A 13,715-nucleotide genomic window follows, 5' to 3' on the forward strand; every position below is an offset into this window, starting at 1 on the left:
TCAATTCCCGATAGCAAATATCAGAGGTTTAACAAGCGACTGATTGCCAGTGCCAAACCATTGCGGAAAAACCTTAACGCCCAGGCGATCCCAATATTCCATCTGGAACATCTGATCCGACAGCGTATTGCTACTTGTGGATCTCGTAAAAACACCAGCAAAAAGGCACTCAGTCGGGAATGGGACAGGATGACTTACTGCGGGATAAGCAACTGTTTCAGCTCCAGCGAGCGGCCCCTCGTACCACTGAAGGTAAAGCGGCGTTCCGTCCTTAGTTGGAATCAGAACGCGGCCATTTGGCTGCATAGCGACAGTAGCCAGCACATCAGTGATATTGCCTTCGGTGAAGACCTTTTTATCACCCCAGACCAGATCGCCCACAGGCGACATCTTCAGGTAGCGCGCAAACTTGCTCGACCAATTGAAAAGCAGCGATGGCGCGTACTTCATATCAGATTGCGTGTTGCCAACTTCTTGAACTTCCCTGATCTCGGCTGCGCCACCCGCACCATCTCCGCCATTGTCTGCGCCGGCCGGGATTGGGCCTGACAGAATCGGCCGCTGACGACTGACCGAACCAATCCGAAGAGAAGTTGCCAGATCGGCTTTCAGGTTAAGCGAGGCCGTGACAGTCGTTGCATAGGCGTTTACCGCCGACCAAACAAAGGCCGTGTTGGCCAACTGCGTGGTATTGGTGCCAGCGGTAGCCGTTGGAGCTGTAGGGGTGCCCGTGAATGCGGGGCTTGCCAGGTTGGCCTTGGACGCAGGACTGAAGTTTCCGCCGTGGTACACCAAGTTACTGCCCCAAAGCAGGTCCCCCAGGTTCGACATCGCCAAATCGCGAGCTTTCAAACCTTGCCAGTGGAACAAAATACGGGGGGCGTAATCCAGTGTCGTTTGAGCGGCGCCGACTTCCTGAGCCTCTCGGATTTGCAGCGCACCACCGGTACCAGTGTTGTCTACCCCACCAGGGGCCGGGGCGGCCAGAATCGGATACTGCTGACTCACTGCGCCGACACGAAGCCCGTCAGTGATTCCATGCCCCGCCAACGTAGTGGGATTGGTACCAGCAATAACACGACCGTACTTATCGACGGTGACATTGGCGTAAGAGCCAGCGCTCACGCCGGTGCGGCCAACAGCCATTTCAAAGGCCAGGGCAGTAGTGCCCAATACAATCGGCGCATCCGTCACCAGCTGCCAAACGCTGTCGCCGTTGGCAGTGCCCTTCTCGACACTGACAAACAGCCCCGGCGTCACCTCGGCGCTGCTGTCTGCGTCCTGGGTGCGCTTCCACACGCCGGTCGAAGAAACCACGTACAAGCCGTTTTCCTTGGCGTCCCCCTGATTCTTCACCAGCACGCGCGCATCCGCCGGCAACAACACGCCGTCGATGGTCTGCACGCCGCTCAAGGCAATGCTGGCCGTGGTCGCCACCAACACCGAATGTTTAAAGTCCATTTTTGCCATGGCTTCAACAATCTGGGTGTCAACGTATTCACGGGTCGCCAGGACAATCGCCGGGTCAATCTTCAGGACGACGCTCGCGGTACTCGCGACGATGAAATTCATCCGGATAATTTGGGTCTTGCCGGTCCCCTGCACAAGCAAAGGCTTGAAGCTCGGCGCGCAGTTGGCTACCGCCACCAGATCGCCGGCGGCGTCATACAGACCGATTTCCCGGATCCACTTACCGCCCACGTCGGCCGGAATCACCTGCTCAGTGATGATGATATTCGGGTTGGCCGGATCGGTTCGCACCTGATTGACCGCCGCGCGGCGCCATTCGTTGATCAGGCGGGTTTGCGTGCGATTGGGGATTGGGTCCGTGCCGTTGGCATCACCCACGCCCATTTGGGCGAAGGTCCAAGACTGGCCCAAGGCGGTAGCGTTTGCCTGTTTCGCCTCCCCAACTTCCGTGAGGATGGCGAAAAACTGACTGTTCTGATCAATCATGGATACACGTCCTGGGTGTCAACTTCATCGATACACATGACCAGGCCATAAGTGCCGGTCACCTCGATATCGCGGGGGGTTGGTGGGTAAACGTCGATCACTTCACCCTCGCTTACACAGGCGCCGATGCCGATGTAACCGGTGGTTTCCAGGCTGATCGCCAGACCGGTCATGTGCCGACTGACGGGCTTGGCGTCATCAATGAGCCGGGTCAACTCTTCGTACATTTCTTCGGTAATGCCGGCGTCCAAAACGCCGACTTTCAGCGCGAACGTGCCCGGCACCCCCTCGGGCACCGTCTGCCACCACTCCATGACCTCGATCAGATAGCCCAGCGGCTCCACCACGCGACGCAATGCGCCAATCGTGCCTTTGTGCTTGTGGATGTAGTACGAGGCCCTGATGGCGGCCCGCTTAGTCGACTCGCTCCACCGGTAATCCCAGCGGTCGACCGACCAGGCCCAAGCCAGATGTAGCAACAAGTGGGCTGGGCACGTATCGGCGTTGTAGAGCGTGCGCAACGGAACAATGGTTTTTTCGTAGAACGCGGCTTCAATGGCTCGCTCTAGCTGGGTGCTATTACTGGGTAGCAGGCTTTTCATCCGCCAACCTCACGTCGTAACCGGTGCAGTAAGCGGCCTGGGCCTTTGTGGGTGACAGGTCGACCCACCCAGTCAGCTCAACACGAGAAACGCCTGCAACATGCACCTGGGCGTCTACCGCAGACCGGGCCACCTCAACGCCGAGACGCTTACGGGGATTGATCCAGCTCGATAGGCGGCTTTTGGCTTCGGCCAAGGCTGCGTCACGCTCAGGCCCCGCGCTGTTCATATGCAGGATGGCGTCAACTCGGTACTTCAGGATTTGGGCCCCCTGAACCTTGACCCGGTCACCCAATGGCCGCACATCCTCATCATTCAGCGCGGTAGCCACCGTGGCCAACAGTTCCGGCGTGGCCGTACCATCCCCCTCCGCACTCAGCACCGTTACGGTAACGTTTGCCGGCGACGGACTTTCCGCCGTGGCATCCCGCACAAGTCCAGACGCGTTACGGGCATGCAGGATGTAGCTGTTACGCGGGCCGGCCGTGGTCAATCCCTCGTAAGCCAACTGGATGCGCTCACGAAACGAGTCATGATCCTCAAGTACTTGCGGCACCGGCGGAACCGCCAGCAGATCCTCGGGCTGAATAACTAGGCGTTTCAGATTGACGTTTGCGCCCAACTGATCGAGGTCGCTACCAGTGGCGTGAGCCAACAGCAGCGCCTTGCATGCATCGTTAACCCGGGCGCGGTTACCAACCTTGTTATAAGCCCCAACCTCCAGCAATTTGGAAACCGGATCACTTTCGAGCGCGGCATTCCAGTTGTCGCCCATATAGGCGCGAAACGCCGATAGCCCTTCGTCGTAGACCTCTTCAAAGTCCAGCGGCTCAAGCACCTCCGGCGCCGGCAAGGCCGACAAGTCCACGATGCTCATACGCTTACCTCCAAGACAAAGCTGTCGCCCAGGTACTCGCCGGCAACGCTCATATTGATTTTCCCGTCCAGCAGCGACAGCGCCGTCACGCGCTCAAGCTTTAGGCGTGGTTCACTACGGCCGAGTGCATGGGCCGCCTCGGCCTGCACCGCACTTTTCCAGCCAGCATTGATTGGCAAGTCAACGAACAGGCGTAGCTTGCTGCCGTACTCCGGCCGGTGCCGGCGACTGCCCAGGGGCGTACTTAAGATGTCCGCGATGGACTGTCGCAAATGCTCGATGCCGGATATGGGTTGCCCGGTGTGGCGATCCATTCCGATCATCTGGCTTAACCCTCCTGGGCGTATTCGCTATGAGCCTTCAGGAAGGCCACGGCCTCTTTGTCAGATTCCGGCACCACAACCAGGCTCTTGACCACCGGGTAGGTACGATCGGTATCAGGCACAACCAGCGTGCGCGACGTGTAGACCAGATCGCGGAACGTCAAAGACGCAGGCGCAGCGGAGGCTTGTTCTTCGGTTGCGGGCTTCTCGATGGGCTTGGCCATGATTTCTCCGGGCATGAAAAAACCCGCACGCGGCGGGCTGTAGGTGAATTGGGTTAGTGCTTGTGGTGGTTATCGCTATTACCGGCCGCCAGAATATCGGCGTCGCCGGTGATGCTTTGCGTTACGTGTAACGGGCCGTCGATTTCTACCGCGCCGATCAACGCTATCTGCGGCGATTTGATCGCGGCCCAACCGGGCGCCAGATCGAACTCGGTACCGCCCACCGTGGCATTCACCGCGTTATCCGTAACGGTAACCACTGTGCTGCCCACTTTGATGGTGACCGTACCCGTGGGCAGCGTGATGGTGTACGTCTTGGCCTCCCAGTCGTAAACCAGGGAGCCGCCATCGTCAAAACGCCAGACTTCTACATGGTCCCGGTTATCCGGCGGTCCGCCGGCATTGCCGTACAGCCCGGGAATAAACGTCCCCATGCCCGCCTGGCCGCTGGGATTGAACAAAACCCCCTGCTCGCCCAGGCTTGGCGCGCGCCAATGTCGCGCCTTACCGGCCGCCAGGCTGTGCCAGCGCACCCAGGCGCTCGTCCATTCGCCATTGCTGACACGTACCGCCGGTGCCGCCAGATCCACGCCGACCACCACACACGGCATTAGCATGGCCGCGATCATGCGGTCATGTTCCGCACTGGCGTAACTCACTGAATGTCCTCGGGACTTACCGGCCCGTCACCTGGTTCTATGTCGATAACCAGCGAGCCAGGCGGTTCGTCAGGCCATGGCCAAGTGAACTCTCCCAACTCGAAAGGCTGGATCCATTGAACTGACCACATGACGAACTGTTCAAGCTCAGGCGTGGGAGCTTCAGGCTGGGCGTGGACCTGCGACGGCGGGCCGGTGACAAAATCCAAATCCCAAAACTGATCCTTTAGCACCGTCATCATTTGGCCAGCCAAGATAGCGGCCTGGAGCGATGCCTTAGACCGGTCTGCCTCCACCAGAATGCAGGATTGGAAACGACCAAGGACCGCCGTTTTGCCCTCCCCTCGATCCAGGCCCGGTGCCATGTCAGTAATCCCGTACAACAGCGCCGGCGTCATCACCTCGGCGCCCAGCTCCGGGAACTGCTCAACATGCACCACCTTGGGCATGCACTTGCTAATGATGCGAGTGATCGCATCATGTAATGTCGTCAGTTCGCTCATTGGACACACTCAATACTAAGTCGACCATGCCGGAACCATCGGGCTTCTGGCGAACAACCTTGTAACGGCCACCACCCAACAGGGGCGGCAGCTCAATGGTTAAATGGTCGCCCTTTTTGACGCCTTGCACGTCGACCACTCGCGCGGTCAGGGTGGGCTCTAACACCTCGTCGGCGTTGATTGCGCCACCCAAACGTGCCGCGCCGCTCTTGCTGCCGCCGATTTCAGCGCCGATAAAGGGGGAGGCAAACGCACCGAAGACTCTACGACCATCTGCCAGCGTCGCTGGATCGCCCAGGCGCTCTACCGCCAAGGCGTCCATGCGATCTGCCAGAGCCCGAAAGCCGCCGGCCATTACTGGATCAACAGGGCTTCAGCGAAGCCGCCAGACGCGTCAGTCAGCAGCTTGCCGAAGGGCACAGCATCCGCAGTGCCATCAGCGACCAACGTACCGGCCAAAACACTGACCTTGACGCCTGCCTTCAGCGCACCGGTGACAGGCAGCACCCAGGCATCACCCAGCACGCCGGTAAAGGCCTGGCCTTTTACCGTGTCTTCCAGCGGGATCACCACCATGGCGTTGATCGCCACAGGTACGCCGGCTTTGGTGCCGCCAGTAGGGGACACAAACGTGCAAGACCGGCCGGTACCCGAATAATTCTTAGACATCGCTCAATTCTCCAGAACGCAAAAACAACAAACCCCGCACTAGGCCGGGTTATCAGGGACAGCGGGGTTTACTTACCAGCGGCGCTGTACAGGCCACGGAAGTCGGCAGGCGCAACGCCTGCGTCGATACGCACCTTGCTGGCCACGCCGTCGACGCTGAAGCCGTTTTGCTGCTCCACATACGGCGTATCAATGCCGTTGAGGTAAGCAACTTCAATGGTGTCGCTGCCTTGCTTGGCAGCCATATACCAGGCCGTTGCCGACGCATCATCAAGACGCGGCTCACCAATCACTTTGGCAAAGCCGCGGATCGGGTTGATGATGCCAGAGTTAGCATCAGCGCCCGGCACAGAGGCCGAGTTGATGATTTGGTTGGCCTTGTCTTCCAGGGCCACCGGGGTCAGCACGTAAGCAGGGCGAATGTTCAAGGTGCGAGGCTTGCCACCATCAACCTGGGTTTTTTGCGAGGCCATTGCAGTCTTACCAGCGATCAAGCTGGCAATGGACAGCTCAGACGCCGGACCGGCCGCGTTGTTTTTGCGCGAAGCATCAAACAACGACTTACCGTCGCGCATCTTCGGCGGACTGGTCAGTACCGCATAGACCAAATCACCGATGGTCGCGCGCGCTGCCTGGCCCATCTTGTAAGGCACGTCACTCAACAACGACAGGTCGTCGTTGATGATCGCCTGACGGGTGATCGAAAACAGCTCGCCGTAGGTCGCCAGCGTGATCGGCTCGCCGCGATCACTTAGGGTGATGTGTTTGTACTCGGCGCCCGGGCGCACTTCGCGCAAGCTCGGGAACTCGCCCAGGCCCACACGCGAAGAGGTTTTGAAGTCGCTCAACTGCCCTTTTTTGGTCCAGAGCTGGAACGTCTCGGGGGCTTCTTCCCACCCGGTCAAAACCGACTTACCGGCGATATCCAGCAGGATCTGCCCGAAGTCGCTAGAACCGTGGGTAAATGCCATGCCGACCATCTGCATCGGGTTGAGCGTCGCCACCAAAATGCCGCGCTCGGTCAGAGATGCACGGGCCAGCTCGCGCATACTCATGTGGTTCAAGCCGTTGCTGGCCTCGATTGCGGCGATGCCGATCCGCGCCTCCAGGGATGCACGCACCGAATCGCCAACCAGATTACCGTTGGAAATATGACCGTGCAGACCCGGGATATTCGATGGCGTGGACTGCTCGCCCAACTTGGCCAACAGCTGCGCCCGGGCACTTTCAACAGTGCAGGCCATGTCAGCTACGCAAGCTTGCAACAGCTCGGAATGGTCAGTTGCAAAACTGCCGAAAGCGGCAGTGATACCGGTACGGCGCACGCCTTCCTCGGCAATGACCTGGGCGCGAATCTGATCAGCCGACAAGGAATTTGCCGGAGCCGGGGCAGGCGCTGGTGTTGGAGCTGGAGCCGGGGCAGGCACTTGGTTACGCGGGTTCATCAGGCTGTTAAAAGCTTCTGGCGGCATGTGTTCAAACTCCTGCATGCGTTTCGATTTGAGTTGTGCGGCAGCTACCAGCGGATCAATCAACTGATCAGCGAAGCCGGCTGCCACCGCCTCGCTGCCATCCATCCATGTTTCATCCTTCAACAGCGCGTGGATTTCTTCCGCGCTCTTGCCGGTCTTGCTGACGTAGGCCTGCACCAACGTTCCTTCAACCTTGTCGAGCAGATCGGCATAGCGGCGCATATCGTCCGCATCACCGCCCTGCGCGCCCCAGGGCTTGTGGATCATCATCATGGCGTTAGTCGGCATATACACCTTGTCGCCCGCCATCGCGATCACGCTGGCCATAGAAGCGGCCAGACCGTCGATGTACACATCTACGCGGGCCGGGTGGGCCTTGAGCGTGTTGTAAATCGCCATGCCGGCGAACACATCGCCACCGGGCGAGTGAATGCGCAGATTGATTTGTGACACGTCACCACAGGCGGCCAGATCCTGGGCGAACTGCTTGGCGGTGATACCCCATCCGCCGATCTCGTCATACAGCAGGATCTCGACACTACCGCGCGCCATGGCGCGCATTGAGTACCAACTCTCCACTGGCTGGTTTGCCGCCGTAATCACGGACGAAACCGACGACTGAACCGACGCCCTGGGCATCGTCAGCGGCGGCGCTTCACGCTTTCTCTTTTTCGCTTGATAGGTCTGCATTGACGGTCACTTTCCCGTAGAACTTGTGATAGGCGTCGGAGCTGAACACCAGCCCTTTCGCCCGGTTGCTTTCGATTTCCGCCTGACGCGAGCGCTTAAGTTCTTGCGGGTTTCGCCCACGCGCTCGGATCACTTCGGCCTCATCGGCAAAACCGCCCTGCACCAGCGCATCCCAGGCGGTCGCCTCATGCACCGGGTTAATCCAGGGCATCACCGGCCCCTGATAAACCGCGCCGTACACCGAATCCATGTTTACGTCGCCTGGCGGCACAAGCACGCCGCTGACCAACGCCATTTCGATAAAGGCCCGGTAAACCTTGCGCGACCAGTAGTCGATGAATTCGTGTTGCAGCAGGTCGTAACCCAGTTGCGACTCCACCAGTTCCTGACGCTGGGCCGAGTAAGTGCCCGTGTAACTGCGCGTCGCCGTGGAGTAACCAATGCGCGTACCCGCCGCAACCGCGCGCAACTGACCGTTGCGGAAACTCTCCACAAACTGGCTGGGCCGGTTGCTTTCAATCATCCCCACGTCTTCGCCGGGCAGCAGCCCGTCAAACACCATGCCCGGGGCAATCGGAATACTTCGGGCACCAGTGGCCTGACCGTCTTTGCCGGCAGTCGTAGGCGCAACCACGTAGTCGTCGGTCGAGCCCTTTTTGATGAACATCGCCAGGGCTGCGCTGATACGGGCAGCAACGCGCTCGCTTTCTTCGTAGTCCTTGATGTCCGCCAAGCGCGTCAACACGGCGTGCAACAGAGGCTGGCCCCTGTTCTGCCCAATTCGCTTGCGGTACGCGATGTGCAACATCCGATCAGCCGGCACGAACTTGGTATCCACCGACATGCTGAAACCCAAGGCACTGCCGGGGTGACGCTTAAGCAGGTTGTATCCGACGACCCGGCGCCAGGCGTCGCGTGTGATGCCCTGGCAAATCCCTTTCGATTCGTCGTTATAGCTCCAGGGCAGGTAATCCGGCTCCAGCAACTCCAGGGTAAAAGGCACTTTATGCAAGTGCTTGAAGTTGGCCACCTTGCCAAACAACTGCTGGGCTAGCGCCTCGCCATCACGTAGCCAGGTGCGGCACACCAGCCGCTCCATTTGCGCCCGGGTTAGCTCTCCCGAGGTTTCCGGCCGCAAGGACCACTCGGCCCACAGGTCTTTGATTTGCGCCGCGAACTCCAGGTGAATGTTGCCAGCGTGATCCAGGGGCAGCGGCTCCACCGCGATCCCGGCACCACCCACTACCCGCTCTTCCAACCGGTCGAAAATACCCGTCACCAGGTCGTGGTCTTCGTCCAACTTTCGAGCCTGGCCGCGCAACGATTCAGCGTCGCGCTGCAACGAGTTGTCAGCGCTTCGCGTTTGTCGCTTCGCCTTGTGTGTGCGCGTGACCTCGGCAGCCTCAAAGGCTTGGATTCCGCTACGTGCCGCCAGGCGCCGTAACCCCGCACCCGGGCTAACCGCTGCAATGCAGCGGTCGAGGAAGTTCAACGAAACTCAGCCAGGGCATAACCCGGACTGCCCTGCGCGGCGGCGCGCTGGGCACTAACGCGGCGCTCCCATTCGCGTCGACCTGCTTGGATTTGCGGCAGTTCGGCCATGGTGTGGGTGCGGCCATTAAAAATGGTCGTTTTACCCAGCAGAATGGCGGCCTCTGCCTCCAGATACTTGTCCAGCATCTCCTGCGCGTTTATAGCCATCCGTTACTTTCCACGTTATGCCAGTCGCCAGGGGCGTCGGCTTGAGTTGATGGGTGCTCAGGCCGCGCCGACTCAATCGGCGGCTCTGATTCTTCTGGCTCATTCAGGTCTGGCACTTCCGGCACCTCCCACGCGCCCGTGGCCGGAACGAACTGAGCCTCTAAGGCCAGTTGCTCCAGATCCAGGCCAAAACGCTCCTGACTGATCCGCAGAGCGGCCAGTGCATACACAAAACAGTCAAGGGCTTCATTGCGGCGGCGGCCGTTGGTCCAGCGCTGAACCCGGCGGCCTTTGGAAACCACCCATTCTTTACGCTCGCTGGTCAGCTGCTTCATTTCGTCTTCGTCACACACCAGCTCGTTAAGCGGCAAGTGGATGCACTCAGGCACTGGGCGGTCGCCGTCCGGTTCGATTTTCAAGCGGCTGTAGATCAGCTCCTTGGCGTTGTCCGTACCTACCTCAGTGAGGTAAACCCGGTCGCCCTTGGTCTTTTTCTTTGGGAAGGTGGCAATCTTCTTGCCGTAGGTCGCAGCGCCGAACACCGGGATAACCCAGGTGACGCCGTGCTTTTTGCTTTCCTTGCGAACTTCGTCCGAGTAGTGACCACCGGAGTCCCAGCACCAGCGCTCTACACGCATTAGCGTGCCGTCTTCGCGGGTGAACTGGCGTCGTATTTCCTGGCCCACTTTCTTGCGCAGCTCAACGCTTGCAGGGTCACCGGTCAGCACCCAACGGTGGACCAGCCACGCTTCCTCACCGGCGCCGAAAGCCCAAACACGGCCCTCATAACGGTCATCCTGCGTGTCAATCCCGCCGAACAGCGCGACACCCCGGGCGGGCACTTTCAGGTAGTTGCTACGCCGCTTGGCCAGCACTTCCCATTCCAGTTTCTCGCCTTGGTCTTCTTCCCAGGCTTCGCCCAATGTGGTGTTGATAAAGGTCTTGAGCTTTCCCCGGTCCTTGCCGACTTTCAGCCATTCACTGACCACCGAAGCCCAGGTAACGAACTCGGAGTACACGGTCCAGATGTGGAACGTGACAGATCGCGGCGTGGTGATTGGCTGATCATCGGCGGAAAACCACTCCATGCCGTCGCGGGTCCAAATACCTTGGCGCTCGCAGATGTAGCGGCCAGTAACTGAGGCCTGAATCATTTCGTGGTATTCGAACGTGCAACCGTTGCCGGACTCGCACAAGTACCAGGCTTTCTCAACCTGGCCGTATCCATCGAGCCGCCAGCGCATGCCGTAAGGCTTGTCGAAGGCTCCCCATTTCAAATGCTGCTCTGTGCCGCAGCACGGACATTTGATGTTGAACCGAAGGAAGTGCGGCGACTCATCAGCCGCCCGGCTGATTTGGCAGCCCTCGCCCACTGACTCGTCATCCTCACCGCTGGCAACGATCACCCCAGGAGTAGACCCACGTATTGATTTAGGAAACGTCGCGCCTTCAAGGCGCTTATCCCCCAGCATCGTCGGGGAGCCCTCACCCTCGATATCGGCGTCGAACTTTGACAGTTCGTCGTAGATCACTTCATCAGGGCTTTTCTCCCGGTAGTTGCGCGCCGCCTTACCACCCAGGCACCAAAGCATTTTCGAGTTATCAAAACGCTTTTCGTCCAGGGTGTTATCCCGGTGCTTCACGCCGTACCAGGGCGCCAAAGCGCGCACCAGGGGAACGTCGCGGATCATCGTTTCGATATGGCGCTTCATCATGGTGTCGGCGTCCGGATCGGTCGGGCACCAGGACAACACGTTGCGTTTCTTGTGCTGGATCTTGTAGCCCTTATTGGCTACCAGCATCTTGGTATAGCCAACCCGCGCGGACTTCAGCACGTTGACTACAGCGATCAGGTCATTGCCCATCGCATTAAGAATGGCGACCTGAAACGGCGCCGTGGTCCAGCGCCCCTCCTGATAGGACGACTCGGAGGACAGGTAAAAATGCTTATCGGCCCACTCAACCGCCGTCAGTGGCGGTTCCTTGTAGAGACCGGTTAGGCCCTTACGGACGCTATCAATCAGCGCCCTCATCCAGGGCTTCGACGAACTCATCTAGAAGCTCCGGCAAGGTGTCGGCCAGGTTGACCGCTTCGTTCCGCGTAACGGCTATTTCACGTTGGATAGCCTCGATGTGACGCACCTCGATATCCGGGTGCTTGCGTTTCACTTTGATGTGAATGGTGTCCAGCGTTGAGCCGAGCATCGCGCTCAACTTGCCCAGAGCGAACAGGCAGAAATCCACCGGCACCAGCTTTTTGGCTTTCACCCGATTACGCATTTCTTGGGCGTCGGCTTGCTCAGTGGTCAACCGCAGTTTCTGCTGCGCTTGCTTGTACTCAATCAGCGGATCGATGGGTTGGCCGTCGTCATCCAGCGGTTGTTGTTTCTCGCCCTTGTGAACCAGCCGGTTATCCAGCACAGAACGCACGTCATAAAACGACTCCCGGCCAATCTTGGCGATGGGCGTCACCCCCCATTTATCGAAGGCTTGCGTGGTAATCCCGAGGCTGTCCGCCATGCGTGATTTGTTCAGCCACTCGGGTTTACGGGTGATCGATTGATTAGCCATAACTACACAACAACCAACCTTTGAAAATGGGTCATATATAGCGAAGACGCGGGGCCCGAATTACCCCCATGAGAGGTGGGGGTCCGGGAGTACCTTTGATTTTTCGAACCGGCCGCCCTGTCAAGCTAAAAAGGTGAGAAAATTGAAGAAAAGGCCACTTTTTTCACCCTTTTTCTGAATTCACGGCGATTATGGCCATTACCGGGCCGAAGCCATCGCCTCAGCCCAGGCGGTCGCTGCGTCAGCTTGATAGTTCGCGTTTACGATGTTTTGCCCGATCTTGAAGAACGGGAAAATGGTTCGATACCTGGGCGCTGAATCCGCGAAGATGAACACCGGCCGAACTGCATCGCCCATGCCCATCGACTTGCGCTCCCACACACCCTGCGTGCCGTCAACATCACCTGAGAAGAAGCGATGGGCGTTACCCTTACGTCGACTTTTAGCACTGCCATTGGCGTTTGCTTGATAGCCTCGCGTCGATTCAGCAGCCCCCAGGCCCGACAGGATCTTCAACATCGTGCCGCGTGACACGTTGCCGTACTGATTCATAAAAGCCGTGGTGGGCACGGCGTATTGGCCGCCGCGCATAATGCCGCGTGCTATCAACGATTTCTCGAAACGCTTGTGAGGCCGCAGACCACCGCTCACCGACTGCTGAAGGTAAGTGTCGGCAGGAATACCCGACGCCCATGAGTCTTTGAAGTAGACCTCAGCGGCTCGCGCCTTGGTGGCCATTTTTACGAACAGGCTGTTCAGCGTGGTCGGGGTGGGCCGGTCTAGGCGTTTCTGCATCACCGTTATGGTGCCCTTCTTGACCCGCTGGGCCAGTAAGGTCGCGGTGCGAGCCATCACAAATGGAATGTGCTTTTTCTCTAGCTCCCGCATGCCCGCAGAAACAGGGAACGCGTCCAGCGACATGTCGACCTTGAACATCGTCCCTCCCCGATTCTGTCGATCTACTGACCGTTAGTGGTACGGCCTGGAGCCGGGTCGCTAACGCCCGCCTTACGTGCCAAGAATTGCGTGTACAGGCCACCGGCAACATCTGCACCTATCACGGCGATTACGATGCCCAAGCCGGCCGCCAGGTAGAGGTTGTTCCACAGGGCCATTGCGAGCAGCAACGTGGCCATACCCAGCAGGCCAGAAGCGAGAAAGCGCAGTGCTACTCGCTGAAGGATTTGGCGAAGGCCAAGATCGCTGCCTGATGCGCGAAGCATTTCTCCAGACAAACCGGCGAGGCTCAGCAGAACCAACAACCACAAAGGTACATCGGTCAGCGCCTGATGCTCGGAGTTCATCTTGAGTCCTCAAATAGGTCGGCATCCACGTCGTTGGCATCCGCTTTAGGCAAGGAGACAGGCGTGGGGCCGAAAACAAAAAAGCCCCGCTCAGTGGCAAGGCTTGAAAATAGGAACAAAAAACCCGACTCAGTAGCCGGGTTTTGAAGGCGTCTCGCTGCGTT

Annotated in this window: 16 protein-coding genes; all 16 read right to left on the bottom strand. The window is 58.9% G+C overall.

Features of this window, described 5'->3' with window-relative positions; translation table 11 throughout:
* The 16 genes from BFN10_RS29785 to BFN10_RS24365 all read right to left on the bottom strand — a co-directional run bounded on the left by BFN10_RS29785 (nt 1) and on the right by BFN10_RS24365 (nt 13,551).
* Nucleotides 1-1,956: a phage tail protein gene (locus tag BFN10_RS29785; protein WP_231999503.1), complete on the bottom strand. Its 1,956-nt coding sequence runs from the start codon at nt 1,954-1,956 to the stop codon at nt 1-3.
* Nucleotides 1,953-2,558 carry a phage tail protein I gene (locus BFN10_RS24295; protein WP_071491828.1) on the bottom strand — a complete coding sequence of 202 codons (606 nt, stop codon included), beginning with the start codon at nt 2,556-2,558 and terminating at the stop codon, nt 1,953-1,955. The genes BFN10_RS29785 and BFN10_RS24295 overlap by 4 nt, the downstream gene beginning before the upstream one ends.
* Nucleotides 2,536-3,435 carry a baseplate assembly protein gene (locus tag BFN10_RS24300; protein WP_071491829.1) on the bottom strand — a complete coding sequence of 300 codons (900 nt, stop codon included), beginning with the start codon at nt 3,433-3,435 and terminating at the stop codon, nt 2,536-2,538. Before BFN10_RS24300 ends, BFN10_RS24295 begins: the two co-directional genes overlap by 23 nt.
* Nucleotides 3,432-3,758: a GPW/gp25 family protein gene (locus tag BFN10_RS24305; protein ID WP_071491830.1), complete on the bottom strand. Its 327-nt coding sequence runs from the start codon at nt 3,756-3,758 to the stop codon at nt 3,432-3,434. The genes BFN10_RS24300 and BFN10_RS24305 overlap by 4 nt, the downstream gene beginning before the upstream one ends.
* Nucleotides 3,759-3,763: 5 nt before the next feature.
* Nucleotides 3,764-3,982: a hypothetical protein gene (locus tag BFN10_RS24310; RefSeq protein WP_071491831.1), complete on the bottom strand. Its 219-nt coding sequence runs from the start codon at nt 3,980-3,982 to the stop codon at nt 3,764-3,766.
* 53 nt (nt 3,983-4,035) lie between these two features.
* Nucleotides 4,036-4,641: a phage baseplate assembly protein V gene (locus BFN10_RS24315; protein WP_071491832.1), complete on the bottom strand. Its 606-nt coding sequence runs from the start codon at nt 4,639-4,641 to the stop codon at nt 4,036-4,038.
* The gene (locus BFN10_RS24320; protein ID WP_231999504.1) at nt 4,638-5,144 is read right to left on the bottom strand and encodes a hypothetical protein; all 507 of its coding nucleotides are present in this window, start codon (nt 5,142-5,144) and stop codon (nt 4,638-4,640) included. Before BFN10_RS24320 ends, BFN10_RS24315 begins: the two co-directional genes overlap by 4 nt.
* On the bottom strand, nt 5,119-5,499 hold the full coding sequence (locus BFN10_RS24325) for a head-tail joining protein (protein WP_071491833.1): 381 nt from the start codon (nt 5,497-5,499) through the stop codon (nt 5,119-5,121). The genes BFN10_RS24320 and BFN10_RS24325 overlap by 26 nt, the downstream gene beginning before the upstream one ends.
* The gene (locus tag BFN10_RS24330; RefSeq protein ID WP_071491834.1) at nt 5,499-5,813 is read right to left on the bottom strand and encodes a DUF2190 family protein; all 315 of its coding nucleotides are present in this window, start codon (nt 5,811-5,813) and stop codon (nt 5,499-5,501) included. The genes BFN10_RS24325 and BFN10_RS24330 overlap by 1 nt, the downstream gene beginning before the upstream one ends.
* A gap of 68 nt (nt 5,814-5,881) precedes the next feature.
* Nucleotides 5,882-7,975 (bottom strand): ClpP-like prohead protease/major capsid protein fusion protein, encoded by a 2,094-nt coding sequence (locus BFN10_RS24335; RefSeq protein ID WP_414860442.1) that lies wholly within the window; start codon nt 7,973-7,975, stop codon nt 5,882-5,884.
* Entirely contained in the window at nt 7,941-9,467 is a 1,527-nt protein-coding gene (locus tag BFN10_RS24340; RefSeq protein WP_071491835.1) for a phage portal protein, read from the bottom strand. The genes BFN10_RS24335 and BFN10_RS24340 overlap by 35 nt, the downstream gene beginning before the upstream one ends.
* Nucleotides 9,464-9,676, bottom strand: a complete 213-nt coding sequence (locus BFN10_RS24345; protein WP_071491836.1) for a primosomal replication protein PriB/PriC domain protein — start codon at nt 9,674-9,676, stop codon at nt 9,464-9,466. The genes BFN10_RS24340 and BFN10_RS24345 overlap by 4 nt, the downstream gene beginning before the upstream one ends.
* Nucleotides 9,667-11,730, bottom strand: a complete 2,064-nt coding sequence (locus BFN10_RS24350) for a phage terminase large subunit family protein (protein WP_083351473.1) — start codon at nt 11,728-11,730, stop codon at nt 9,667-9,669. The genes BFN10_RS24345 and BFN10_RS24350 overlap by 10 nt, the downstream gene beginning before the upstream one ends.
* Complete coding sequence (locus BFN10_RS24355) at nt 11,693-12,247, bottom strand: terminase small subunit (protein ID WP_046035594.1); 555 nt, start codon at nt 12,245-12,247, stop codon at nt 11,693-11,695. Before BFN10_RS24355 ends, BFN10_RS24350 begins: the two co-directional genes overlap by 38 nt.
* Nucleotides 12,248-12,445: 198 nt before the next feature.
* Complete coding sequence (locus BFN10_RS24360; RefSeq protein ID WP_071491837.1) at nt 12,446-13,183, bottom strand: hypothetical protein; 738 nt, start codon at nt 13,181-13,183, stop codon at nt 12,446-12,448.
* A gap of 23 nt (nt 13,184-13,206) precedes the next feature.
* Entirely contained in the window at nt 13,207-13,551 is a 345-nt protein-coding gene (locus BFN10_RS24365) for a phage holin family protein (protein ID WP_071491838.1), read from the bottom strand.
* Between the last annotated feature and the right edge of the window lie 164 nt (nt 13,552-13,715).

This window comes from Pseudomonas extremorientalis (assembly GCF_001870465.1).
Classification (GTDB): domain Bacteria; phylum Pseudomonadota; class Gammaproteobacteria; order Pseudomonadales; family Pseudomonadaceae; genus Aquipseudomonas; species Aquipseudomonas extremorientalis.

Excerpts from the sequence above, each read along its gene's own strand:
- BFN10_RS29785 (WP_231999503.1), bottom strand. The coding sequence starts at position 1,956 with ATGATTGATCAGAACAGTCAGTTTTTCGCCATCCTCACGGAAGTTGGG.
- BFN10_RS24295 (WP_071491828.1), bottom strand. The coding sequence starts at position 2,558 with ATGAAAAGCCTGCTACCCAGTAATAGCACCCAGCTAGAGCGAGCCATT.
- BFN10_RS24300 (WP_071491829.1), bottom strand. The coding sequence starts at position 3,435 with ATGAGCATCGTGGACTTGTCGGCCTTGCCGGCGCCGGAGGTGCTTGAG.
- BFN10_RS24305 (WP_071491830.1), bottom strand. The coding sequence starts at position 3,758 with ATGATCGGAATGGATCGCCACACCGGGCAACCCATATCCGGCATCGAG.
- BFN10_RS24310 (WP_071491831.1), bottom strand. The coding sequence starts at position 3,982 with ATGGCCAAGCCCATCGAGAAGCCCGCAACCGAAGAACAAGCCTCCGCT.
- BFN10_RS24320 (WP_231999504.1), bottom strand. The coding sequence starts at position 5,144 with ATGAGCGAACTGACGACATTACATGATGCGATCACTCGCATCATTAGC.
- BFN10_RS24325 (WP_071491833.1), bottom strand. The coding sequence starts at position 5,499 with ATGGCCGGCGGCTTTCGGGCTCTGGCAGATCGCATGGACGCCTTGGCG.
- BFN10_RS24330 (WP_071491834.1), bottom strand. The coding sequence starts at position 5,813 with ATGTCTAAGAATTATTCGGGTACCGGCCGGTCTTGCACGTTTGTGTCC.
- BFN10_RS24335 (WP_414860442.1), bottom strand. The coding sequence starts at position 7,975 with ATGCAGACCTATCAAGCGAAAAAGAGAAAGCGTGAAGCGCCGCCGCTG.
- BFN10_RS24345 (WP_071491836.1), bottom strand. The coding sequence starts at position 9,676 with ATGGCTATAAACGCGCAGGAGATGCTGGACAAGTATCTGGAGGCAGAG.
- BFN10_RS24350 (WP_083351473.1), bottom strand. The coding sequence starts at position 11,730 with ATGAGTTCGTCGAAGCCCTGGATGAGGGCGCTGATTGATAGCGTCCGT.
- BFN10_RS24355 (WP_046035594.1), bottom strand. The coding sequence starts at position 12,247 with ATGGCTAATCAATCGATCACCCGTAAACCCGAGTGGCTGAACAAATCA.
- BFN10_RS24360 (WP_071491837.1), bottom strand. The coding sequence starts at position 13,183 with ATGTTCAAGGTCGACATGTCGCTGGACGCGTTCCCTGTTTCTGCGGGC.
- BFN10_RS24365 (WP_071491838.1), bottom strand. The coding sequence starts at position 13,551 with ATGAACTCCGAGCATCAGGCGCTGACCGATGTACCTTTGTGGTTGTTG.